This window comes from uncultured Methylobacterium sp. (genome assembly GCF_964244095.1).
In the GTDB taxonomy this organism is placed as follows: domain Bacteria; phylum Pseudomonadota; class Alphaproteobacteria; order Rhizobiales; family Beijerinckiaceae; genus Methylobacterium.
Genome location: NZ_CAXTHR010000003.1, coordinates 28,654 through 49,881, shown reverse-complemented (window position 1 = coordinate 49,881; position 21,228 = coordinate 28,654). Strand labels below are relative to the sequence as shown.

General features: G+C 69.4%; 28 protein-coding genes. 14 read left to right on the top strand and 14 right to left on the bottom strand.

Features of this window, described 5'->3' with window-relative positions; translation table 11 throughout:
• Position 1: 1 nt before the first annotated feature.
• Both ACFE86_RS01075 and ACFE86_RS01070 read right to left on the bottom strand, forming a co-directional pair.
• Positions 2-841 (bottom strand): Rha family transcriptional regulator, encoded by an 840-nt coding sequence (locus ACFE86_RS01075; protein WP_375453476.1) that lies wholly within the window; start codon positions 839-841, stop codon positions 2-4.
• Positions 841-1,509 (bottom strand): hypothetical protein, encoded by a 669-nt coding sequence (locus ACFE86_RS01070; RefSeq protein WP_375453475.1) that lies wholly within the window; start codon positions 1,507-1,509, stop codon positions 841-843. Before ACFE86_RS01070 ends, ACFE86_RS01075 begins: the two co-directional genes overlap by 1 nt.
• A gap of 138 nt (positions 1,510-1,647) precedes the next feature.
• On the opposite strand from ACFE86_RS01070, the gene ACFE86_RS01065 reads away from it, so the two are divergent.
• On the top strand, positions 1,648-1,905 hold the full coding sequence (locus ACFE86_RS01065; RefSeq protein ID WP_375453474.1) for a helix-turn-helix domain-containing protein: 258 nt from the start codon (positions 1,648-1,650) through the stop codon (positions 1,903-1,905).
• On the opposite strand, the gene ACFE86_RS01060 is transcribed toward ACFE86_RS01065, so the two are convergent.
• Genes ACFE86_RS01060 through ACFE86_RS01005 form a run of 12 tightly spaced genes read right to left on the bottom strand, consistent with a single transcriptional unit; the run spans position 1,889 to position 5,720 of the window.
• A complete protein-coding gene (locus tag ACFE86_RS01060) occupies positions 1,889-2,092 on the bottom strand; it encodes a hypothetical protein (protein ID WP_375453473.1) in 204 nt (67 codons plus the stop codon). The two genes, ACFE86_RS01065 and ACFE86_RS01060, sit on opposite strands and share 17 nt — an antisense overlap.
• Positions 2,085-2,264 carry a hypothetical protein gene (locus tag ACFE86_RS01055; protein WP_375453472.1) on the bottom strand — a complete coding sequence of 60 codons (180 nt, stop codon included), beginning with the start codon at positions 2,262-2,264 and terminating at the stop codon, positions 2,085-2,087. The genes ACFE86_RS01060 and ACFE86_RS01055 overlap by 8 nt, the downstream gene beginning before the upstream one ends.
• On the bottom strand, positions 2,261-2,641 hold the full coding sequence (locus ACFE86_RS01050) for a hypothetical protein (RefSeq protein WP_375453471.1): 381 nt from the start codon (positions 2,639-2,641) through the stop codon (positions 2,261-2,263). Before ACFE86_RS01050 ends, ACFE86_RS01055 begins: the two co-directional genes overlap by 4 nt.
• The gene (locus tag ACFE86_RS01045) at positions 2,638-3,015 is read right to left on the bottom strand and encodes a hypothetical protein (RefSeq protein ID WP_375453470.1); all 378 of its coding nucleotides are present in this window, start codon (positions 3,013-3,015) and stop codon (positions 2,638-2,640) included. Before ACFE86_RS01045 ends, ACFE86_RS01050 begins: the two co-directional genes overlap by 4 nt.
• A complete protein-coding gene (locus ACFE86_RS01040) occupies positions 3,012-3,311 on the bottom strand; it encodes a hypothetical protein (RefSeq protein WP_375453469.1) in 300 nt (99 codons plus the stop codon). The genes ACFE86_RS01045 and ACFE86_RS01040 overlap by 4 nt, the downstream gene beginning before the upstream one ends.
• Positions 3,308-3,826, bottom strand: a complete 519-nt coding sequence (locus tag ACFE86_RS01035) for a hypothetical protein (RefSeq protein WP_375453468.1) — start codon at positions 3,824-3,826, stop codon at positions 3,308-3,310. The genes ACFE86_RS01040 and ACFE86_RS01035 overlap by 4 nt, the downstream gene beginning before the upstream one ends.
• Positions 3,823-4,044 carry a hypothetical protein gene (locus tag ACFE86_RS01030; protein ID WP_375453467.1) on the bottom strand — a complete coding sequence of 74 codons (222 nt, stop codon included), beginning with the start codon at positions 4,042-4,044 and terminating at the stop codon, positions 3,823-3,825. The genes ACFE86_RS01035 and ACFE86_RS01030 overlap by 4 nt, the downstream gene beginning before the upstream one ends.
• 3 nt (positions 4,045-4,047) lie before the next feature.
• A complete protein-coding gene (locus ACFE86_RS01025) occupies positions 4,048-4,647 on the bottom strand; it encodes a lysozyme (RefSeq protein WP_375453466.1) in 600 nt (199 codons plus the stop codon).
• A complete protein-coding gene (locus ACFE86_RS01020; RefSeq protein ID WP_375453465.1) occupies positions 4,647-4,928 on the bottom strand; it encodes a hypothetical protein in 282 nt (93 codons plus the stop codon). The genes ACFE86_RS01025 and ACFE86_RS01020 overlap by 1 nt, the downstream gene beginning before the upstream one ends.
• Positions 4,925-5,206 (bottom strand): hypothetical protein, encoded by a 282-nt coding sequence (locus ACFE86_RS01015; RefSeq protein ID WP_375453464.1) that lies wholly within the window; start codon positions 5,204-5,206, stop codon positions 4,925-4,927. Before ACFE86_RS01015 ends, ACFE86_RS01020 begins: the two co-directional genes overlap by 4 nt.
• Positions 5,206-5,481, bottom strand: a complete 276-nt coding sequence (locus ACFE86_RS01010; protein ID WP_375453463.1) for a hypothetical protein — start codon at positions 5,479-5,481, stop codon at positions 5,206-5,208. Before ACFE86_RS01010 ends, ACFE86_RS01015 begins: the two co-directional genes overlap by 1 nt.
• A complete protein-coding gene (locus tag ACFE86_RS01005; RefSeq protein WP_375453462.1) occupies positions 5,478-5,720 on the bottom strand; it encodes a hypothetical protein in 243 nt (80 codons plus the stop codon). The genes ACFE86_RS01010 and ACFE86_RS01005 overlap by 4 nt, the downstream gene beginning before the upstream one ends.
• Positions 5,721-6,232: 512 nt before the next feature.
• Here ACFE86_RS01005 and ACFE86_RS01000 point away from each other — a divergent pair.
• From ACFE86_RS01000 to ACFE86_RS00940, 13 genes are all read left to right on the top strand, one after another.
• Positions 6,233-8,239: a hypothetical protein gene (locus tag ACFE86_RS01000; RefSeq protein WP_375453461.1), complete on the top strand. Its 2,007-nt coding sequence runs from the start codon at positions 6,233-6,235 to the stop codon at positions 8,237-8,239.
• 217 nt (positions 8,240-8,456) lie between these two features.
• The gene (locus tag ACFE86_RS00995; RefSeq protein WP_375453460.1) at positions 8,457-9,365 is read left to right on the top strand and encodes a hypothetical protein; all 909 of its coding nucleotides are present in this window, start codon (positions 8,457-8,459) and stop codon (positions 9,363-9,365) included.
• A 247-nt stretch (positions 9,366-9,612) separates the two neighbouring features.
• Positions 9,613-9,924, top strand: a complete 312-nt coding sequence (locus ACFE86_RS00990; protein ID WP_375453459.1) for a hypothetical protein — start codon at positions 9,613-9,615, stop codon at positions 9,922-9,924.
• A 190-nt stretch (positions 9,925-10,114) separates the two neighbouring features.
• Positions 10,115-10,786 (top strand): hypothetical protein, encoded by a 672-nt coding sequence (locus ACFE86_RS00985; RefSeq protein ID WP_375453458.1) that lies wholly within the window; start codon positions 10,115-10,117, stop codon positions 10,784-10,786.
• On the top strand, positions 10,786-12,972 hold the full coding sequence (locus tag ACFE86_RS00980) for a terminase gpA endonuclease subunit (protein ID WP_375453457.1): 2,187 nt from the start codon (positions 10,786-10,788) through the stop codon (positions 12,970-12,972). The genes ACFE86_RS00985 and ACFE86_RS00980 overlap by 1 nt, the downstream gene beginning before the upstream one ends.
• Before the next feature lie 72 nt (positions 12,973-13,044).
• Positions 13,045-13,362 carry a hypothetical protein gene (locus ACFE86_RS00975; RefSeq protein ID WP_375453456.1) on the top strand — a complete coding sequence of 106 codons (318 nt, stop codon included), beginning with the start codon at positions 13,045-13,047 and terminating at the stop codon, positions 13,360-13,362.
• Positions 13,359-15,149: a phage portal protein gene (locus tag ACFE86_RS00970; protein ID WP_375453455.1), complete on the top strand. Its 1,791-nt coding sequence runs from the start codon at positions 13,359-13,361 to the stop codon at positions 15,147-15,149. Before ACFE86_RS00975 ends, ACFE86_RS00970 begins: the two co-directional genes overlap by 4 nt.
• A gap of 86 nt (positions 15,150-15,235) precedes the next feature.
• Complete coding sequence (locus tag ACFE86_RS00965; protein ID WP_375453454.1) at positions 15,236-16,378, top strand: head maturation protease, ClpP-related; 1,143 nt, start codon at positions 15,236-15,238, stop codon at positions 16,376-16,378.
• 12 nt (positions 16,379-16,390) lie between these two features.
• On the top strand, positions 16,391-16,996 hold the full coding sequence (locus tag ACFE86_RS00960) for a flagellin hook IN motif-containing protein (protein WP_375453453.1): 606 nt from the start codon (positions 16,391-16,393) through the stop codon (positions 16,994-16,996).
• Positions 16,997-17,032: 36 nt separating this feature from the next.
• Positions 17,033-18,193 carry a major capsid protein gene (locus ACFE86_RS00955; protein WP_375453452.1) on the top strand — a complete coding sequence of 387 codons (1,161 nt, stop codon included), beginning with the start codon at positions 17,033-17,035 and terminating at the stop codon, positions 18,191-18,193.
• A gap of 103 nt (positions 18,194-18,296) precedes the next feature.
• On the top strand, positions 18,297-18,683 hold the full coding sequence (locus ACFE86_RS00950; RefSeq protein ID WP_375453451.1) for a hypothetical protein: 387 nt from the start codon (positions 18,297-18,299) through the stop codon (positions 18,681-18,683).
• Complete coding sequence (locus tag ACFE86_RS00945) at positions 18,683-19,600, top strand: hypothetical protein (RefSeq protein WP_375453450.1); 918 nt, start codon at positions 18,683-18,685, stop codon at positions 19,598-19,600. The genes ACFE86_RS00950 and ACFE86_RS00945 overlap by 1 nt, the downstream gene beginning before the upstream one ends.
• A gap of 4 nt (positions 19,601-19,604) precedes the next feature.
• The gene (locus ACFE86_RS00940; protein ID WP_375453449.1) at positions 19,605-21,182 is read left to right on the top strand and encodes a hypothetical protein; all 1,578 of its coding nucleotides are present in this window, start codon (positions 19,605-19,607) and stop codon (positions 21,180-21,182) included.
• The last annotated feature ends 46 nt before the right edge of the window (positions 21,183-21,228 follow it).

Here is a 21,228-nt window from a genome sequence, read left to right as displayed (position 1 = left end):
CTCAGACACCTGGGAGGCGTAGCGAGCGGGCCTGCTCGTCGGCGCGGAAGGCGGCCTTGGCGATGGAGCGGTTCCGGGCCACCCACCTGGTGTGGAGCCAGCGCAGCCCCGGGGCCGTGACGAAGGTCTGCGGCTTGAACCTCCCCGTGGCGTATTCGTACGGGACGACGCGCATGTAGCCGTCCCGCCGGAGATCGGCGTTGGGCTGAAGGGCGCCGCCCTCCTCGAACACGTATTCCCGCTCGCGGAGCCAGGCGAAGAAATCCCCCGATTCCGCGTTCAGGAAGCGGGCGACAGACCTGAGGTTCGCGTGCCCCCGGTCGTCCATGAACGCATCGAAAGCGTCGATTTTCGGGCCCGCGATCGCCAGGGCCTCACGCTGCTCCACGACGACGGCCTTGAGCACGTCGATGTCGTCGAGCTTGCCGAGCAGGACCCGACGGAGGGTTGCATTGTCGTCCGCATTGAAGGGCGCCGGCATCTGCGCCTTGAGGGCGGCCTCCATCGCGTTGAAGGCCGCGAGGTAGTCCAGCTGCCACCTCAAGGCCCTGGCGCCGGTGAAGCCCATGGCCAGGATGCTGAACGCATCCCGGCTCATGTTGAAGTAGGGGTAGCTCTGCCCGTTCGACGGATCGACGTAGGAGCTCTCGACGAAGAACTCCCTGGGGGTCTGCTCACTTTTGAGCAGACCCCTCACCGCCTTCAGGACGTTGCGGTGGTGCTTGCCGAACATCGCCGCGACGTTGCGGCTGTCGGTCATCAGCCGGCCGTCGATTGCAACGACCACGGGGACCGGCGCGATGGGCGCCGGCAGGGCGGGGACGGGGTTGCGGACCGGCATCACTTCACCTCGACGTAGGTGATGTTGGCGGGGATCGTGGCACCGTCGCGGATGTACGTGCCGACGATGTAGCCGTGGTCGAACCCGAGGGCGATCATCGCCTGCCCGAGCTCGAAGACGCCGCCCTTGCCGACGCCGCTGGCCGAGAACACCCAAGGGCTGACGACGCCACCCACGTCAATGAAGCCGTCGACCGAGGCGGGCCCTCCGATCGCGGCGAGTCGCTCGGCATGGACGGCGCCGGGGATGTAAGAGCTCGGCGCCTTGCGGAAGTCGTCGCACCGAGCGGCCTCCCGGACGGCTGAGGGGACCTCCGCCCTGGCGGCCACGCCGATGCGGTTGCGCGCTTTCGCATCGTCGGCCCGGCGGGTCATGAGATCCATCATCGCGTCGTACAGGTCGGCCAGGTGCGGCGGCGACGCGCAGTGGAAATCGAAGTACCGCACGAGCTCGTCGCAGGCGGTTTCGGGATCGCGGATCCCGAGCGCGGCGATGTTGGACAGGTTATCGACCTCGGCGACGATCTCGCCGGCGATGCGCAGCTTCTCCTGCAAGCCGGCGATATCTGCGGTGGACGTCGCATCGGGGGCGAGCGCACCCGACGTGATCGTGCTACCGGTGTGTTTCGAGTCGGGCATGGAGCGTCCACCTTCATGTTCGATCGCCATCGGCAGCGTTCCGGCGCTGCCGGTGGCCCCCTCGGGGATCGAGGGGTGCATTCGAATCTATACCATATGCTGGCAAATCTGCAAATGGGTTTCATCGAGCCCTAGATATTTCCGTGCGCGGATGGCAGAATCGTCTGCATGTACCCGACTCCCACCGAACTCCGCGCCGGCCGATCCCTGCTGAACCTCACGCAGGAGGAGATGGCCAAGCTCGCCGGCGTCTCCGTCCGCACGCTGATCAGCGTCGAGCAGGGCCGCGGGACGATCGCCGCCCTGCATTCCGTGATGGGTGCGATGATGGGGATGGGGCTACGATATGATCTGGCCGCCGACGGCAAGCGGGTCGTGATTTCGTACGATAGGGTCGAGGACGTGGACCCTAAGCAGAGACCCTAGTGCCCCGCCGCGGTCGCTCCGCCTTGCGGATCAGGTGGGACGGGTAGTCGCCGCCCCACCGCTCCCGGCAGGCCTCGACGCCGTTGCTGGCCAGGAGCCGGCGCACCTGTGCCGGGGTCGGCACGTAGCGCAGGCGCGCGTCCCAGTCCTCGGCACGATAGGAACGCTTGGCCGGTCCTTCAGCCACCGACGCGGCCCCAGACCCGTCGCCATCCGTACGGCATGGCCTTCGGGTTCTCGGTCGGCCGATAGGCGGGGATCGGCTGCGCGTAGAGGCCGGCGCGCAGAAGGATGGCCGTGGCGAGCAGCTCCACCTCGGCCGGAGCGATGTGCGTGGGAGGGGAGACCGCGATGCTCACGCGTCGACCTCGCCGCTCGTGCCGCGCATGTCGTGGTACCGGCGCACCAGGGCGGCGAGTTCCTGAGCCTTCCCCTGGTCCAGCTGCACCGCCGTCCCGTCGCAGACCCGGCCCGCCCGGATCGGGACGAGGCCGATGCCCCGGTCGCCCACGACCTGGACGTAGTCGGTGGCCGCGGCGCCCGGGACGCCTTCGCTCTCCAGCCAGGCGGCGATGACGGTCGATGAGTCCCGACCGATCCGGCGCACGACGGCGCGGTCCGGCAAGGGGGCCGGGAGCATGGCGATCGCGTCCGGGACCGGAAGGCAGGTGGGCTCGGCCAACGCCGGCGTCGCCGCCATGGCCCCGAGGATGAGGATGGCGGCGAAGCGGGTCATGCGGCACGCCTCCGACGGCGGGGCGGCGGCTCGACGCCGGAGAGCGCCGAGATGATGGTGGTGGCGGTGTTGCGGACCACGTGCTCGACGTCGTCCATGCGCTTCGAGATGCGGTTCTCGGTTTCCCTCAAGGCATCCTGGCGGACGTAGTCGCGATGGAGCTCGTCGCGCATCGCGGCCACGTTGGCCTCGATCCGCTTGACCCCCTCGGACGATGTGGCCGCCTTCTCCGCGGCGTTCTCGATGGAGGCCTGCAGACCGCGGGTACGGTCGGCCTGGCGCCAGATGAGCGTGCCGATGGCGATGAGGGGGATCGCCATGACGAGGAGCGCCGCGAGGACGTCTCCCGATCCGAGCGCGGATGCGGCGTTCATGACGTGGGTTCCTTGAGGAGCGTGCGGACCGTGCCGAGCTTCCGCCGGCAGTCCGCGCCGGCCTTGGCCAGGGCGAGCGTGTACGGGGCGACGTCGCGCTGGCGGGCGTCGGCCGCGAGCGGCTCCGGCTCGGGCATGCACCGGAGCAAGGTCGGCGCGACCGGCGGGGGCGGCACCAGGACGGGGCGGTCGACGTAGGTGACCTGCGGCGGCTCCTTGGCGCAGCCGCCGAGCCCGCCGAGCACCATGGCGGCGCCGAGCAGGATCATGCCCCAGGCGAGGGTTCTCTGGATCATCGGGAACTCCCCTGACGCAGGGCATCCATCGCGGCGCCGAGGCTGCCCGGCAGCGGGTCATCCTCAGACACGCGGGCGCGGCCCTCGGGCGGGCATGCGGTGGCGCGAGCGGCTATGCTCGCAGCCTCAAGCGCGAGGGCGATCCGGCTGTCGTCGGACGCCTTGGCGACGGCGTCGGCGTCGTATGCGAGCGCATCCGCTCGCGCCTTCTCGGCCTGGACCTGAACCGTGCGAGCGTTCCCGCTCGCCACGTCGGCGAGGTGGCTGGCATCGGTCTCGGCCTTCTCGGCTCGGGCGGTGACCGCGAGCAGATCCGCTCGCGCGGTGGCGAGGTCGTCCTGCAGGCGCTCGACGTACCCGAGGGCGAGGAGGAGCAGGACGATAGGGGCGAGCACCGTGGCGATGCGGCGTCCCAGCACGGGGACGAAAATCAGGACCAGCACGGCGGCCAAGGCGACGATGCCGCCGCCCATGCCGAACCAGGTCGTGATGATGGAACGGGCGAGCTCGGTCACCGGCGATGCCTCCGCTTGGTCGGCTTCGGGGCCGGGGCGTGGATCGCCCGGATCGCCGCCTCGAACTGGGGATCGGTCGCCGCCGGCTGGACGCGGGCGTCACCGACCAGGGCGGCCATGAGCGGCGCCATGCGATCGAGCCGGGGGCACATCGGGGTCGGGACGGGCGTGGCGGACAGGGTGACCGCGATGGCGCCGAGGGCGAGGGCGGAGCACATCGCTCAGACCCCCTTCAGGCACATGGCGCGCTCGGCCTGGCGGCGCTTGACGAGCCCGGCGATCACGCGGCCGCCGGCCTTGTCGTAGAGCATGAAGGCCTGGCAGCTCGCCCGGCGATCGCCCTGGTTCCAAAGGCGGACGACGCTCGACTTGCAGTAGCCGCCCGTGCCGATGTTGTAGGCGAGCGAGAGGTGGGCCGCGTAGAGGTCGTCGCCCATCGGCTGCCGGGCGCAGCGCTCCATGGCCGGGGCGAAATCCTCGGTCAGCCGCTTCAGCAGCATCGCGTCGCACTCGGTCCGCGTGAAGCGCATCCCCATGCGGATGCCCTTCGTCTCGCCGGTGCAAGCCGTCGGGATTCCGACGACGTCGCGGTAGGTTTCGAGCTTCGTGCCCTCGAAGGTCTGCAGCGTGCCGCAGCACAGGGTCGCCAGCGCGGTGCCGGCGACGAGGCGACCGGACACCTTCCGGCGGGGGGCGGCCGTGGCCACGATCGCGACCGGGATCGGGGCGGCGTGCACCGGGGCCATGGGCGAGGCGGCGATCGCCACGGCCAGCGCCGGGCGGCGGAAGGCGGAGGCGAGCCGGGAGAAGGAGAAGGGCATCAGGCTTCTCCCGGCAAGGCGGGGCCGGACACGGCTTCCTGCGCGACGAGGCGGGCCCCGAGGGCGGCCAGCATCAGGCTCATGTTGATGGCCGTCAGCGTCCCGGGGCGGACGAGGTCGGAGCCGCTGAAGAAGCCGCAGCCGGCCTGTGCGCCGTCGATCACCGTCGCCAGGATCAGGAAGCGGACGCTCCAGGCGCGCTTCAGGACCTTGTCGAAGTTCTCGATCTTGCGGACCTCGAATGCCCGGATCCGGGCCCGGATTTCGGACAGGGCGATCATTGGAGCCTCTCGGGCATGGGGTGGGTGTTGGCCGGCCACGCCATGGCGACCCTGGCTGCGTCCTCCGGCGACAGGCGCCAGCCGACGGTCACGGGGGCATCGACGACCGCGCGTCCCCGGCAGAGGCGGATCGCCTCCTCGGGGGTCAGCGGCCGGCGCTCGATGGCGGCCGGGGAGGAAGGGGCCTGCTGGCGGCGACCGGGGAGACGGCGGTTGCACAGGGGGATGACCCCGATCGCGAGGATGGCCAGCAGGCCAAGGGCGGTGCGAGGGCGCATCAGTCGGCATCCCTCTGGGCTTGGGTCGCCAGCTCGCGCAGGCGGTCCCGGGCGGCACGGTGCAGCCGGAGGTTCGCCCGCTGGAAATCCTCGGGCTCCCAGCCGGCGTAGGTCTCCCGCACGATCGCGGCGGCCGCGAAGTGGGAGAGGCGCTCGCCGACGATCCGGGGCACCCAGACCGTCATGGACAGCTCGTGGCCGCCTTCGACAGCCTTCACGTCGCACTCGCCGATCCTGGCGAGGGTGAAGTCGAAGCGGGGCATCAGGCGGCTCATGACGCAAGCCTCCGCGGGGCGGCGGCTGCGATGGCGGCCCAGGGATCGATGCCCATGCACTCGCAGATGTAGAGAAGGCGGCTCATCCCGAGCGTGTCGACCCGGTGCGCCTTGATGTCGGCGAGGTCGGTCCTGAGCTGGCCGATGCTCCCCTGGCTGTCGCCGATCCGGATCCGGATCGCCTCGGTCGAGAGCTTGTTCACCACCGGCGCCAGCGCCCGGGCGAGGGCCAGCCGCAACGGCGTCTCGACGTCCGCGCGACGCTTATGGCTTCCCCCGCGGCTAGGCTGGGGGGCGGTGGCAACGCGCTCGTGGCGATGGGGTTCCATAAAAGTTACGCTGCCACGAACGCTGGATTCGTGAAGAGCGGAACAAAGGAAAAACACCCGCAAACCGCTGCGGCGTGTCGATTGCCCGGTAATTACCGCGCAAAAGCGAACCAGGCCGGTAGGTTAGGTGGATCGCGGGGATCGTCACCTGCCCGAATGGACGGGCCCGCCCCGGGCCGGCACCGGAGAGACGTCGCCGGCCCGCCGATGGCGACCCGGGTCGAATTGCCGATTCGCGCCGTGCGGCCGTCCGATAACTCCTGGCGGCCGGTCCAAGGCCCGGGAAACGTCCCCTCGCGAGGCGACCGCCCTAGGGCGGAAAGGAAAGATCAACCGGTCCCTTGTGCCGTGCATGGCCGGGATCTACCTTCGACCTGCGCAGAGTGATGCCTGCGCTTCCTGCAGTCCCAGAACCCCGGTCGATGCTCAGCAACCGCCGCCCCTCCGTTACCGACAGTTGGAAACGCGAGATCGCCGCTCACGTGGCGGTGCACGGCCGCGCCGCCGTCGAGAATTGGGTCGAGATGGCGAGGCACATCGCAACGCTGCACCCCCGTGGTTCCGATGGCTGCATCACACTGGCGAGCAAGGTCGGCGGGAACTACCGCGAGACCTCGCACCGTGCCGGACAGCCCCTGAAGCGGTTCGAGCTCGCCGGCAAGCAGTTCGTCAGCATGAACAGGTTCATGCGCCGCAAGATGGGCAAGCTGCTCGCGAGCGTCGGCCATGTGTGGCTCGATTTCGACCCCTACGCCGACGATGCCCGTGGGAACGCTCTGCCCTACCGCGGGATGGCACCCGAGGCGCTCATGGCTATCCTGGCGAAGGCGATCGCCGAGGCGGGCCTGCCGGCACCTTCATATTGGACGGCATCTGGCCGGGGCCTGCATGCGGTCTGGGTCTGCGAGGCGCTGCCAGGCCGCGCCGCCCCGAAGGTCGCCCGTATCCTCAAGGAGCTGTACGGGCCCACGCTGAACGACGACGGGACGGTCCCGGCGAGGAAGCGCTCGGATCCGGATCGCGACCTGCAGGAAGCCCGCCTAGCCCCGATATGGCGCCTTTTCCGCGATGCGGGCCTCGATCAGCAGACGAAGGATTCGGCGCGCATCCTTAGGCTGTGGGGGAGCGTGAACCCCGAGAGCGGACTTCTGTGCAAGCGGCTGTGGCCCGAGTTTTCCGAGGACATCCAGCGGTGCCGCGTCGACCAGCTCGCCGATGCGGTCCTCCCGCTGACGAACGACGCCTTCAAGGCCCGCATGGCCGAGAAGGCCGCCACGTCCCCGATCGAGGACGTCGAGCCCGCCAAGCCCCGTAAGGCGGGTTGGTCCTACAGCCCCAAGGCCGGCGTGTGGGATCGCAGGTTGGTCGACCTGCTCCGCTACCGAGAGCACCTCGGGTTCGTCCCCAAGGGCAAGAGGCACCTGTGGGTGTTCCTGACGGCCAATGCCATGGCGCACGCCAAGGGCGGCACGGTCGCGGATTGGGCGTCCGCCCTGGCTCCGCTGGCGGGCCTTCGCGTCGACGACGTCCGGTCGAGCCTGGCGAGCCTCGGGCGGCGCCACGATCGTCACCTGTCCGGCGAGACCTCGGACCACGGCGGGACGGCCTGGTCACCCCTGTTCCACCATCGCGGATCGACGATGGCCGAGCTGCTGGGCCTCACGGATGAATTCTGCGCCGAGGCCGGGATGCAGAGCGTCAGGCCGTCCGGCACGCTCGCCCTGACGTCGACGCAGCGGTCGGCACAGAAGCGGATCAAGGACGGCGCGATCCCTCAAGGCACGCGTGCGGAAACGAAGGCCGAGGCAGGCCGTCAGGGCCTCTCCATGCTGGCAGAGGGCAGGACGAAAGCCGAGACGATCGCGACCCTCGCAGCGCTGTTCGACATGGGCGTGACGTGGTGCAAGGAAGCGGTGCGCGATGCCGGCAAAGCGGCTCCCGTCGAGGCGGTGGTCGAGGTCGCTCCGGTGGTGTCGGAGAGCATCGAAAAGGCCGGTCGGTTTTCGGGACGCTATATCGGGGGCTCTTGCCCCAGCCCTGCCGATCGGACCGAGGCGGAGGTTTCGGAGGTGGTTCAGGCACCGGTCGTCAAGGCACCGGCGCCGGTGCTGTACGACAAGCCTATAATCCGCAGGATCTCGGACGTCTCCACCGAGTACCGGACCGGGCCTACGACCGGGTTTTGGGTCATCCGGGTGATCGACGACACGTACTGGCACCATGTGACCGCGCTAAGCTTCGACGGCGATTACGTCGACGTGCCTGAGGACTACCACGTCGCCGCTAGGGCAGCCCGTCTGGCAAGTTCCACCGCCTTCGCCACCAGTGCCAGGCGCTCCGTGGGAAAGGCCCCTCAGCGCCGTCGCGCCGTCGCCGTGGACCGTGCGCAGGCCGCCGAGGAATATCGCCGCGCCTCGCAAGGGTACTGAGGTTACCCGCTTGTTCCCTTCATGGTGTCGAGCTATCTTACAGATGCCGGCTGGGACTGGCAGTGCATCACACCTGGAAGGCCTCTGAGGGAAACCTCGGGGGCTTTCTTGGTTTCAGGGCCACGCGCTTGTCCCTGACCACGGGAGACGTAGAATTCGACGGTGACGTGGCGTCCGAATCCGGACCGGGTCCGCACCTCGAATTCAGGATCATCCCTTGGCCGGTCTCAGCGTGAAGGTCGATTTAGCGGGCGCGGTCCGTGACGCCGCCCAGGCCTTCGAGGCGCTTGCTGTCGACCGCTTCCCGCGTGCCGTCCAGTTCGCCCTCACCGGCGTCGCGATCGACGGCGTCCGGCGGTTTCGCGAGGACATTCCGAACATCTGGAACATGCCGAACAAGCGCACCCGCGACGCGCTGCGCTACGTCGTCGACAAGGACGCGCTCGGCCGGATCGCCAGCGTGGGCGAGGCCTCGGCCGCGGTGTTCATCCAGGACCAGCAGTCCACCTGGCTGAAGTACAGCTTCGGCGACGGCACGCATGTCCGGCCCGCCGGTGACACCGGCATCGAGGCGTACTTCGCAGACCAGAACTCGATCCGCGTGCCCGTCAACGAGAACATCAGCTACACCGGCCTCGGCTCCCCCACGCCCTCCGGCAAGCTCTCGCCCCGGGACGCCAAGTCCATCGCCCTCAAGGCGGCCGCCGGCTACAGCCGCAACACCGCCGGGGGCACGAAGGGATCGGGCACGTGGGGCGTGTTCGAGGTGAAGCCGGGCGACACGCGGGCCCTCGCCGGCTACGCCCACCGGCCCGGCGTCTGGGCCCGTCCCGCCCGTGCGGTCGCCTCGGTAGGCCGCAAGCGGCTCGCCAAGGCGATCAAGGCAGGCAAGGCCTCGGCGCCGACGACCACGTTCAACCGCCGTAACGGGATCGAGGTCACCGTCCCCCGGGTGGTGAACCTCGATACGCCGCGCCTTCTGTTCCTGGCCACGCCGCAGGCCCGGTACGAGCCCGTGGCCACGCCGTCATGGGATCGCGAGATGAAGGCGGCCGCCCTGACGATGGCCGACCGGCTGCAGGCCGAGCTCGTCGATCGCCTCGAACACCTCGCCAGGAAGCGCTGACCATGGGCTGGCTCGCACTCTTCATACTATGGGCATCGACCCAGTCAGATGTTCCAAGCGCCCCGCCGCCACCGCCCGATCCGACGGCGCAGATGTGGGTCGGCATCGGCATGGGGGTCGTCCTGGCCTTCGTGCTGTCTCCGGTCACGAGGCCCCTTGCCTTCCGGGCCGGCCATCGTCTCGGGGGCCTAGCGGGATCGTGGACGTCCCGGATCGGGGACGTGCGGATCAGAGGGGAGTAAGGGCCATGACGACGCCGACCCAGCACGCACGCGCCGCAGCCGAGGCGTTCGATGCGCCGTCCCGAGACCTCGTCGGATACTCCCCCACCGGCGACGAGGTCCTGGAGTGGTTCGCCAAGGCCGACCTGGTCGTGGTCTCGCAGGTGCGCCTGCGGTGGTTCATCGACAAGCTGACGGACACCCGCCTGACAGCCGACGAGCGTGTCGGCATCGTCGCCAACCATCCGTTCTGGCGGCCGTACCGTGAGCTTCCATTGATCCAGTCCGGTGCGGTCGGCATGCACGGAGTGCAGGGGCCAAGCCTCTCGGAGGGGTAGACCCCCCATGGCGGGGTCCCCTGGGCCGTCGAGAACGTGCGGGGTTGCGTTAGCGGCTCGGCATGTCGCTACCTCTAAAATTTTCGAAAAGGGTCGAAGCAGCAGCAGCAGGTCCCCCCCCAACTGAGGGGTCCAACGCGCGCGCGCGCGAGACACCTGCTCCGAAACCACCCTGGGGGGTGCTTTGCGCGTGTTTTCCACGCGCCACCCATGGGGATTCTCCGACCCGGAGGGACCCATGACACAATCGAAGGCGCCCCGGCGCACCCAGGCGGCCGCGAAGGCGGCGGAGCCGGACGCCCGCAAGGCCCGGCTGAAGTCCGCGGCCGAGGTCGCCAAGCTACTCGGCGCCGGTCGCAACACCGTTCAGGGTTGGATCGACGCCGGCTGCCCGACCGTCTCCAAGCCCGCGACGCCAGGCGATGGCGACAAGTACGTCCTCGACATGGCCGAGGTCGTGAAGTGGCGCATCGCCACCGAGGTCGCGGCGGCCCGGAAGGCGGCGGCGCGACCATCGGATCCCGGCGATGACGAGGGGGTCGCCGACGACCTGTTGAAGGATCCCGAGAAGCGGATGAAGGTCGCCCGGCTCGCCGTGGCCCTCCTCAACGACCAGAAGGAAGTCGTCCTGACCGACGATGTCCAATCCCTCTGGGAGCGGTCCTACGGGCTCATCCGCCAATCCGTGATGGCCTTGCCGAACCGGGTGATCAGGCTCGTCCCGGGGCTCGGGGTGGACGAGACTAAGGCCTTCCACCGCAAGACGTCGGCCGCCTGCGCCGACGCGCTTGAGGAGGCATCCCGGGCGGTCGCCGCGTTCATCGCGCAGGCCCGCAAGGACGCTGCGGACGCGGCCCGCTGATGTTCGACCTCACCGTCGACCAGCAGTCCCTCAGCCTCGACGGCCTGTTCGACAAGGCCGCCCTGACGGCCCCGGGGAAGGCCCGCATGGAGGCGGGTCTCGGCGAGGCCGCGCTCTCCCTGATCCCGAACCGGCCCGTGAACATCGCCGACTGGGGCGAGCAGAAGATCCGCCTGGCCGCCACGACCTCGGATCGCGACGGCGCCCTGCGGCTGATCCCGTACCAGCGCATGTGGCTGGAGGCGATGCAGGAGCCGGGCGCCGAGATCATCGCGATCCGCACCCCGCCGCGGGCGGGCAAGTCCACCGTCTACGCCATCGGAATCGGCTACTACACCGCCCACGAGGGATCCGACTGCATCTTCTGGGAGCGGACGGACGACGAGGCCCAGTATTTCCACGACAAGTACCTTCACCCGATGCTGGACAGCCCGGCGTTCGAGGGTCTCGTCCGCGCCGAGGGCGAGGGCGTCAAGGACAAGTGGCACAACAAGATCTTCAAGAACGGCGCGTCCTGGCAGCTCCGCTCGGCATCGACCGAGGGATCGATGCGCCAGATCAAGGGCCGGCGCCTGTTCTGCGACGAGGTCTCGTCCAAGGAGTGGCGGTCCGATGGCTCCGGATCCAAGGCCGACCGCGTGCTCGGCCGCGGCCGCCAGTACGTCGACACCGTCGTCATCATGGCCTCGACGCCGACCGACGACGATTGCGTCATCTCGGCGGAATACGCCCGCTCCGACCAGCGCGTGCTGGAGATGCCCTGCCCGCACTGCGAGATGATGCAAGAGCTCCTCGCCGTCGTCGGCAACAAGGAGGGGCCCGGCCTGAAATACGTGGTCGACCCCGTCGCCAATCGGGTGACCGACCAGTGGTACCTCTGCGCCAACGAGGACTGCCCCGGGGCCGAGGGTGCCGATGAGCCGCGCATCATCCGGGAGCGCTCGAAGGGATGGATGATGGACCGCGCGATCGCGGTCTCCCGGAACACCCCGTCCCGTCCCGGCATCATCGGCTTCTCCATCTGGTCGATCCACGTCTTCGACCCGCAGTCGACTTGGTGGCACATCGCCACCGCGCACCTTGAGAGCCTCCACGACCCGACGAAGCGGCAGGTCTTCAAGAACGAGTGGCTGGCCCTCCCGTGGCAGCGGCAGGCCGTCTCTACCATCGCCGTGGAGGCGCTGGAGGACCGTGCCGAGGCGTACCCCGCCGAGGTCCCCGACGGCGTCAGGGTCATCACCTGGGGCATGGACAGCCAGGAGGGCAACAAGGCCTCCGTGGACGAGGGGGGCAAGCCCGCGCGGCACGAGCTCACCTTCTGGGGGTGGGGCTACCAGGAGGAGTGCTGGCCGCTCTCCCACCATGTCCTCGACGACCACGAGCCGTTCTCGGCCGAGGCCGGGAGGCAGATCCTGGAACTCATCGGCCGGGACTGGACGAAGCGCGACGGGACCGCCCTGCGGGCCATCGCCGGGGTGCCGGACATCAACTACCAGATGCAGAAGGCCCTCAACTTCTTCGCCTCCTACGAGGTCCGGAAGCACCTCCAGATGCGGGGCGGCATCATCCTGCCCGCGGTCGGCAAGAACGAGCAGGTCGGCTCGAAGACGCCCTTGATCTCGGACAGCCAGAAGGCCCGGCACGGGGCGACGAATCGGACCTACTGGCAGCTTGGCACCCACTCCGCGAAGGAGACCCTGTACTTCCGCCAGCGCCTCGCCGCCGTGTCGGGACCCGAGGTCATCCACATGCCGAAGAGCCTGGTGGGGACCGGCTTCACCCGCTCGTTCACGGCCTTCCGCAGGAAGCGGGATGACCGCGGCCGCATCCACTACACCGACCTCGACGGCAACGAGGTGCAGGACACCTGGGTCTACGGCTACGCCGCCCTGCAGTACGCCAAGACCAAATGGCGGGACGTGCTCGTCGCCATGACCCGGGATCCGGAACGGGTGATGACCACCGAGGAGCACGCCGAGATGCGCCGCGGCATCGACATGTCGCTACAGGCGGAGCGGACGCAGGCCATGTCGCACCTCGTCGCCCCGCGGGCGCCGGCGAAGGTCCGCGGCGTGGCGCCGAGGCATGTCTCGGCGATGCCCCAGGGACCCGGGCCGGGCCCTGCCGCGCCACCCCCACCGCCCCGGCCGCCGCGCAAGCCGGTGATCATCCGACCGCGCTGGTGACGCGCCGGTGACGATTGCGCGTGTTTTCCACGCGCGGGGCATGGGCCTTTTGGTGTCTCACGGAGACGCCCAGTGCCCATTCCCTACGGCTACACGCGCGGCGCGCCGGGCGAGCGCGTCGCCTGGCTGAAGGAAGCCATCGAGGCGATCGAGGACGGCCTCGCGACGGCCGCCCAGACGATCTCGTACCCGAACGCGGGTGACCTCGCGACGCTGTCCCGCGTCGATGCCGAGATGCGCCTGCGCCAGCTCTACGTGCAGTACGCGAAGCTGACCGGCGACGACGATCTCCTCCGCCAGGTCCAGAACAACCCGCGCTTCATCCGCATGGTCGGGACCTTCGGGTATTCCCGTCCCGGTGCCGCCGGCGGGTGGGGGTACGTGCCGTGATCCGTCGCATCCTCGGCCTCGCCTCGAACAAGGCGGCCGCCCCCGTCACCGCGACGTCGGTCACACCCGCCTCGGCCCCGGCCATCACCAGGTCCTCGGGCGTGGTCCCCCGCGTCCGGATGCAGGGCGACATGGCCTTCATGAACCGCCGGGTCACGGCGCCGATCGAGGCGCTCGACCCCCGCATGAAGATGCCGGCCACGGCGTCCCTCGGCCCGTCGCAGAATGCCCGGTACTCGCGCGCCGTCGTCGGCCTCGCCCGCCATGCCTACCGCAACAACGGCCACATGCGCCGTGGCATGCGGATGGTGGTGTCGAACATCATCGGCACGGGTCCCCTGCCGTGCAGCCGGTTCTCCGAGCTGCAGGAGATCATCCGCGCCTGGCTGCCCTCGGCCGACAGCCGCGGGCGCCTGTCCTGGGGCCACTTCAACCGCACGCTTCTCCTGATGGACCGGATCGACGGCGAGGGCTTCGTCCGGCTCCGGCCGCGCCGGCTGTCCGACGGGCACGTGCTGCCGCTGCAGCTGGAGCTCATCGAGACCGAGCAGGTCGCCTACGACTGGTCCCATCCCGGGGACAACGGCAACCCCATCATCACCGGCATCGAGATCGACGCGCTGCGCCGGCCGGTGGCCTACTGGATGTACCCTGAGCACCCGCTCGACGGCCTGATGCAGGCGGTGACCGGCAACGTCGGTGCCCCCGCCCCGGTCCCGGCGACCAGCGTGCTCCACGTGTTCTCGTCGGTCCGGGGCAACTCGTGGCGCGGCGACAGCTCGCTGCTGCCCGCCCTGGTCCGTCTCTACAACCTCTCGTCCTACGACCTGAACGAGGCGACCCGGAAGAACGTGTCGACCATGTTCGTCGGCACCTTGACCCGCCAGCCCGGCGAGGAGGGGACCCGCCTGCCGGGCGAGGAGGAGACCGAGTACAACAAGGCCCTCACCGAGCTGGCCCTGGAGCCCGGCATCGTCGCCGAGCTGCCCGCCGGCACCGAGCTCAAGTGGAACACCCCGCCCGACACGGGGACGTCGTACGAGCCCTACGTGCGGTTCGCCCTCATGTACCTCGCGGCCTGCTGCGACGCGTCGTACGAGGATTTCACCGGTGACTGGCGCGGGGCCTCGGACCGCACCTGGCGGGCCGCGCAGGTCTCGATGCGCGCCTTCGCCGACGAGGAGCGCGACCGCCTGGAGCGGCAGTTCCTCAACCCGCTCTACAAGGTGTTGGTCGACCTCGCGATCGCCACCGGGCAGTGGAGCCCGCCCCCGGGCGTGAAGCCGTGGGAGATCTACCAGACCCGCTGGTCCTGGCCGGGCGCGAAGAATCCGAACCAGTACCAGGAGTACAACGCGATCCTCCTCGCCGTGCAGGCGGGCCTGAAGAGCCGCGACGCCGCCGTCGAGGAGATGGGCGAGGATCCGGCCGAGGTCGACCGCCGCAATGCCGAGGGGCTGGAGCGGGCGAAGGGCTACGGCCTCAACTACTCGTCCTACGTGCCCCCTGCGCTCGGGGGCGGCGCACCCGGCGGCGCGACGGCGACCGTCGGCAGCATGTTTGAGGGGCTCATCCAGGGCATCGTCCGGGCCCAGGTCGAGGAAGGCCTGCGCCAGCGCCTCGCCGACGTCGGCGGCGTCGAGGAGCCACCGCCGCCGCAGCCCGAGCCCGACGACGGCTCCGGCGAGCCCGCTCCCCCCGAGGCCGACGACAAGCCGAAGGGCGACAAGCCCCCCAAGCCGGCGCGGAAGCCCCCGGCCAAGAAGCCCGACGACGCCGGCAAGTGACGCGTCGATTGCGCGTGTTTTCCACGCGCTCGGCCCGGCACCCTCCTGGAATTGGAGATCCCGAAGTGACGGTTCGCCCCGCACAGATGCTGACGATCACGAACCGGGCCGGCGCCGCCGCCGCGCCCGGCGAGGTCCGTCGCTTCTGGGAGGTCAAGAACTACGCCACGTTCGGCCAGCCGGCCCGGGCCGAGATCGCCCTCTACGGCGACATCGGCGAGGGCGTCTACGACGACTACGGCGACCCCTGCGGGATCACGGCGCAGGCCTTCCTGCGCGAGGTCCAGGCGCTCCCGGCGCTGGAGGAGCTGACGATCCGCATCATGTCGTGCGGCGGCAACTCGGTCACCGCGGCGGCGATCTACGGGATCATCTCCGGCATGACCTGCCGGAAGGTCGGCATCGTCGACGGCATCGCCGCCTCCGCCGCCACGGTCATCCTCATGGCCTGCGACGAGGTCCGGATGCCGGCCAACGCGATGTTCATGATCCATGACCCGTCGGTCACGGCGAGCGGCAACGCCCGCCAGCTCGGCGAGGTCATCGAGAGCCTGATCGGGATGAAGGCGACCATCGTGGCCGCCTACGCCTCGAAGAACAGGAAGATGTCGGTCGAGGAGATCTCGGCCGCCATGTCGGCCGAGACCTACTACGGCGCCGCCGAGGCCGTCGAGGCCGGGTTCGCCGACACCGTGCTCGAACCCTCCCGAATCCAGAATTTGGCCGCCCTCGATCCCGCCGCCCTGAAGGGTGCGCCCGAGGCCTTCGTGCAGGCCGTGAAGGCCCAGCTCGCAGAGGCGGCCGCAGCAACCGAGGACACCATGAAGCCCGAAGAGATCGCCTCCAGCTTCGCCGCCATCACGGCCTCCCTGACCGCCCTGACCGAGACCGTGAAGGGCCTCGGGACCCCGGCCGCCGCCGTGGTCGTCGAGCAGGTCGAGAACAAGGTCGTGGTCGAGAAGACCCCCGCCGAGCGCGACGCCGAGAGCCTCGCCAAGGTGAAGACCTTCGCCGAGACCAACAACGTCATGGCGATCTTCAACAAGTACGTCGAGGCCGGCTCGCCGGTCGAGGCCGTGCGCACCGCCGTGTTCGGTGCAGCCGCCACCGCCGATGCCGCCAAGCCCGTCACCGCGACCAAGGTCCAGAACAAGGTCGACGCCGTCGGCCAGGGTCTGACCGAGGGCGTCGTCGGCGCCTGGTACTCGATGATCAACAAGCGCGCCTGAGGAGACGCCCCCATGACTTTCTACAGCCGCGCCCGCGAAGGCGCCCACCTGATCTCCGAGGCCAAGGGCACCCGCTCCCGCGAGCAGGGCATCGCCGCCCCGGCCTTCATCAACCTCCTGGCGCCCGCCGTGATGATCATGGCCGCCGCCGGCAAGTTCGTCGCCTACGACGGTTCGTCCCCGCTCAAGGGCCTGACGTACGGCTACGCCGACGAGAACGGCCTGTTCGCTTACGACGCCCGTGACGTCGAGGTGAAGGGTGACCGGGTGGCCTGGCGCCAGTCGGCCCCGACCGTCCTGCTCGGCGGCGCCGGTGGCCCCGTCAGCCCGGCCGGCAACCTCTCGGTGAACGGCGTCGTCGTCGCGATCGCCGACGGGACCGCGCTCGCCGCCGTCGCCACCGCCATCACCGGCGCCGTCCTCGGCGTCTCGGCCTCCGTGGTCGACGGCAAGCTCCGGATCGTCCGCGCCTCGGGCGGGGACATCGTCATCGCCGGCGACGCCGGCGTGCTCTCCGACCTCGGCCTCACCGCCGGGACGACCTTCGGCGCGACCAAGGCTGCCCTCCGGGCCGCCGACACCGCCGCCCTGGAAGCCCTCGGCATCATCGTCCGCTAAGGCGCCCGCAACCCGCATCGAGCAAGGAAAAAACCGATGCCTCTCCTGATCCCGGGCACCTCCGATGCCTACACGATGGCGACCCTGACGGAGGCGTTCTCGCGCATGCCGTACGTGCCGTCCCAGATCAACTCCCTCCCGATCCACTCGGAAGGCGTGCAGACCACGACCGTGCTGGTCGAGCACCGCAACGAGACCTTCGACCTCATCGACGAGCGCGCCTACAACTCGGGCCACTCGCAGGTCGATCTCGGCAAGGCCGACACCGACGCGATGGAGAGCCTGACCATCCCGCACTACCCCCACGGCTTCACCATCCGGGCGACCGAGGTGCGGGCCCGCAGGCAGTTCGGCTCCGAGACCGAGTTCGAGATGACGGAGGATCGCCAGGCGCGCTTCTTCCAGACCTGGCAGCGGTCGGTGAACTTCAACTGGGAATACGCCGGCATCGGCGGCTTCCTCTTCGGCGTGATCCTCGATCGCAACGGCAACGTGCGGTACGACCTGCGCAAGAAGCTGAAGCGCCAGCCCCTCCGCCTGCAGTTCAACTTCGGCTCCGGCGACAACTTCTTCAAGTTCATCAACGGCGCCAAGTGGCTCGCCCAGCAGGCCCTCGGCGCCTACCCGATCACCGGCTGGACGCTGCTCGGCGACAAGCCGATGAACGACAAGGTCATCTACGACCCGTCGGTCCAGAAGACCTACATGGGCTTCGAGAGCCTGGCCTTCCTGCGCGCGGACAACACCGCCCGCCCCTTCACGATCTGCGACGACGTGAAGGTCGAGGTCTACCGGAACGCGCTCATCCCGCGGACCAACAAGCTCGCCTTCCCGACCAAGGCCCTGGTCCTGATCCCCCAGGCGGAGAACCTGTTCCAGCGCCGTTTCGCGCCGGCCCAGACCCTCACCAGCATCAACGAGCCCGGCGCGCCGGTCTACCTGTCCCCCTTCGTCGACCCGCACAACGAGTTCGTCGAGATCAAGGGCCAGACCAACTTCATCTCGTGGAACCAGCGCTACGAGGGCGTGATCATCATCGAGCACGGTCCGACCACGGACCTGGAGGCCCTCGGCTACTACGGGCAGGACACCGACAGCGTCTACGACAACGTCGAGGACCTGACCGCCGAGCAGCTCGGCATCACCGATGACGACAACGGAAATCCGCGCGGCCTGGAAGAGGCGCTCATCGCCTAACCGCCGCCCGCGAGCTTCGCGGGCGCGGTCCCCTCCCACCGCCCGCGAAAGGGGCCCGGGGCTCTCGGGCCCCGGGCCCTCACCTTATCAGGACATGCGAGCCATGGCTCAGAACCAGAAGCGCCCCGTCCAGGTCACCGACGCACGCGGCGAGGGCCTCACCTCGTTCGCGGAAGGGGCGATCTCCCGGTTCGCGGTACCTAACGACGGCAAGTGGCATCGGGTCCCTCAGGCCTCGCACGCCCTCCGGCTCCACGTGTTCCCGGCACGCGCCGGGGTCGTCTACACGAACTCCAAGTCCGCACCCGTCCTAGAGGGCGATGCCCGCGCGGCCCACCTCGACGTCTCGATCCCCCTGGCGCCGGGCGGCACCTTCACCCTGACCTTCGCAGACCCGACCGAGGTGTTCGTCTCGGTCGACCCGGACGCGGCCGACGGCCTCGCGCCGCCGATCCTCGGTGTGGTCCAGTCCCAGATGGCAGGCCTCTGATGGGCCTCGATTTCACCAACGGCGGTCCTCCGGTCGCAAGTGTCCAATCCCTCCGGGTCGTCGCCGGGCGCTTCGTCGCGTCCCTATCGGACGGATCTATCGCCGACTGGGGCCTCGCACCGATCGAGGGCGACACTGGTGCGACCGTTGCCGACCTCGTTGCGGCCCGCGATGCCCATGCGGCGTCGATCGCCGCGAGCAACGCCGCCATCGACGCGCTGCATCTTGCGCAGGCCGTCGACCGCGACGCGGCGGCATCCCTGGAGGCGGCGGTCGAGGCGCTCCATGCGAAGGTCGTCGCCGACGAGGCGACGGTCGACGGGATCTCGACCGCGATCGCGACGCTTCAGGCAGCCAAGACGATCGATGAGGCCGCCATCGCCCTGATCCAGACTGACGTCTCGGGGCTCAAGGCATCACGGGTCACGGACGAGGCCGCAGCCGCTGCGGTGGCCGCCGCCGTGGCCTCGCTCCAGGGATCACGTACGACCGACGAGGCCGCGATCGCCGCCAACGCTGCGGCCGTGGTGAGCCTTTCGACGAGCCGTACCGCCGACGAGCTTGCCATCGCCGGGAACGCGACCGCCATCGCCTCGCTCCAGGCGAGCCGCACCGCGGACGAGGCCTCGATCGTCGCCAATACCCAGGCGATCGGCACGCTCTCCACCGACGTGGCGGGCCTCAAGGCGAGCCGCACCGCAGACGAGGCTGCGATCGGGACGCTCTCGACCGACGTCGCCGGCCTCAAGGCAAGCCGCACCGCAGACGAGGCGGCGATCGCCTCCCTCGTGGCGAGCCGGAATGCGGACGAAACGACGCTCGCGGGGCACATGACCGCGATCGCCGCGCTCCAGGCGCGCGCGACCACGACGACCACGACCGGAAATGGCCTGACAACGACGAGCACGGGATTCTGACGCCATGGCTGCCCCCTCGATTTCCCGCCTCGTCACCACCGGTGCCGGGGAGCCCCTGCCGGCCGCGTTCGTCAAGCTCGACACGAACGACGCCAATCTCCAGGTCGCCGCTGCCGCCGTCGACCTGCGCCTGCAGCGCCTTGAGGGAACCGCCGGTTTCCCGCGCGTGACAAACGTCTCGACCGAAGCTGCCCCGCTCCATACGCGCATCGGCACGGTCTCGCCGGTCGCCCTCACCTATCGGAGCCGCCTCGCGCTCCCTACGCAGGTCGCGGAATCCGGGTCGGCGATCACGGCACCGGGATCGCAGCATTACGTCGAGCCGATCGTCCTATTCCGATCCGCCTCGATCATCCGACTCGCAATCATCACCCATCGGAATCAGCAAAACGTCACCTATTCTGCCTATCTCCCGCGCTTTAACCTGACCATCATCGACTATGACCGTGCGGCCTTCACGGCGACGACCCGATACACGATGCCCCTGGATGCCGTAACCGGCACGTCCTACTCGACCTATCGGGTCTACTCCGCATCCCGAGTGACCCCGATCGAGACCGCAAACGCGGTTTTCCTCGTCGCGATGAAGGGCAACCCGACGACATACGTCCTCCGGCAATTCACCTGGGACGACGTTGCCGGAACGCTGTCGTTCGCCGATCTCACCGCCTCCGGCTCGCCCCTCGCGGGGATCGGGGCCGGCGTCGTGCGCCGTCTCGGTCACGTCACGCCCGACGGGATACACGTCGGGCATATGCCGTTCGACGACATCATCGGAGCCGCTCCGAGTTTCGGCCTCATGGCACGGCGCATGGATGCCGCGGCCCCGGGCTACGCCGCCGGCAACACCCTCTATGGCTACGGGCAAGGGGCCCCCGGATCCCTGTCGGGATCGTGGGAGCGAGTCGGCCCGCGCGAGGTCGTCCTCGTCGGGATGGGCATCAATCCGACGACCGGGATCGGCCAGCCGGTCGTGTCCCTCGTGCGGCACACCGCGAACGCGCTCCCGCGCACGCTCGCCGAGAACCTGTTCCTCCCCTGCGACACGCTCACCGGATATTCCGATGTCGTCTACCTCACCGACACGCTGTTCGCGGTCAACGTTCGCGCCAACGGAACGTCGCAGTCGTTTCTCGTCGGGATCGAGGACACGCTCGCCGGGGATACGTTCCCCAAGCGCCTCGTGAATTACGGCGGGACAGGAAGCTCGGCCGGGGCCCTCGGGCAGCCTTGGGTCGTCGTGGATCCGCTCCAGAATAGCGCGGGGCAGTTCCACACAGTCCGCACCCGGCAGGACGGCGGGGCGGGCAACGGTCGCGGGATCCTCGTGCCGAGCGTGTCGGGAGCCGCCGGCGCGAATGCGCCGACCCGAGTCCTCACGCTATCCGGCGTCGTCGCCAAGGCAGACGCGTCCGGGTTCCAGGCGACGACGAGCGTTTCCGCGACCCTCGGCACCGGAGCCGGCGCCACCTCGCTCCAGCTCCAGGATCTCGTCGCCATCGGCGAGACGGAGATCGCGGCCCTATGGGTCAACTCGGCCGCGCCGTTCCAGGCTTCCGTCGATTTCCTAACCGTCAGCTAAGGGTGCGAGTGCCATGGGTACGGTTTGGGTCGATGCTCTCGGGCAG

Coding starts and splice junctions, on each gene's coding strand:
- ACFE86_RS01075 (WP_375453476.1), bottom strand. CDS start 841: ATGCCGGTCCGCAACCCCGTCCCCGCCCTGCCGGCGCCCATCGCGCCG.
- ACFE86_RS01070 (WP_375453475.1), bottom strand. CDS start 1,509: ATGGCGATCGAACATGAAGGTGGACGCTCCATGCCCGACTCGAAACAC.
- ACFE86_RS01065 (WP_375453474.1), top strand. CDS start 1,648: ATGTACCCGACTCCCACCGAACTCCGCGCCGGCCGATCCCTGCTGAAC.
- ACFE86_RS01050 (WP_375453471.1), bottom strand. CDS start 2,641: ATGACCCGCTTCGCCGCCATCCTCATCCTCGGGGCCATGGCGGCGACG.
- ACFE86_RS01045 (WP_375453470.1), bottom strand. CDS start 3,015: ATGAACGCCGCATCCGCGCTCGGATCGGGAGACGTCCTCGCGGCGCTC.
- ACFE86_RS01040 (WP_375453469.1), bottom strand. CDS start 3,311: ATGATCCAGAGAACCCTCGCCTGGGGCATGATCCTGCTCGGCGCCGCC.
- ACFE86_RS01030 (WP_375453467.1), bottom strand. CDS start 4,044: ATGTGCTCCGCCCTCGCCCTCGGCGCCATCGCGGTCACCCTGTCCGCC.
- ACFE86_RS01025 (WP_375453466.1), bottom strand. CDS start 4,647: ATGCCCTTCTCCTTCTCCCGGCTCGCCTCCGCCTTCCGCCGCCCGGCG.
- ACFE86_RS01020 (WP_375453465.1), bottom strand. CDS start 4,928: ATGATCGCCCTGTCCGAAATCCGGGCCCGGATCCGGGCATTCGAGGTC.
- ACFE86_RS01015 (WP_375453464.1), bottom strand. CDS start 5,206: ATGCGCCCTCGCACCGCCCTTGGCCTGCTGGCCATCCTCGCGATCGGG.
- ACFE86_RS01010 (WP_375453463.1), bottom strand. CDS start 5,481: ATGAGCCGCCTGATGCCCCGCTTCGACTTCACCCTCGCCAGGATCGGC.
- ACFE86_RS01000 (WP_375453461.1), top strand. CDS start 6,233: ATGCTCAGCAACCGCCGCCCCTCCGTTACCGACAGTTGGAAACGCGAG.
- ACFE86_RS00990 (WP_375453459.1), top strand. CDS start 9,613: ATGACGACGCCGACCCAGCACGCACGCGCCGCAGCCGAGGCGTTCGAT.
- ACFE86_RS00980 (WP_375453457.1), top strand. CDS start 10,786: ATGTTCGACCTCACCGTCGACCAGCAGTCCCTCAGCCTCGACGGCCTG.
- ACFE86_RS00965 (WP_375453454.1), top strand. CDS start 15,236: ATGCTGACGATCACGAACCGGGCCGGCGCCGCCGCCGCGCCCGGCGAG.
- ACFE86_RS00960 (WP_375453453.1), top strand. CDS start 16,391: ATGACTTTCTACAGCCGCGCCCGCGAAGGCGCCCACCTGATCTCCGAG.
- ACFE86_RS00955 (WP_375453452.1), top strand. CDS start 17,033: ATGCCTCTCCTGATCCCGGGCACCTCCGATGCCTACACGATGGCGACC.
- ACFE86_RS00950 (WP_375453451.1), top strand. CDS start 18,297: ATGGCTCAGAACCAGAAGCGCCCCGTCCAGGTCACCGACGCACGCGGC.
- ACFE86_RS00945 (WP_375453450.1), top strand. CDS start 18,683: ATGGGCCTCGATTTCACCAACGGCGGTCCTCCGGTCGCAAGTGTCCAA.
- ACFE86_RS00940 (WP_375453449.1), top strand. CDS start 19,605: ATGGCTGCCCCCTCGATTTCCCGCCTCGTCACCACCGGTGCCGGGGAG.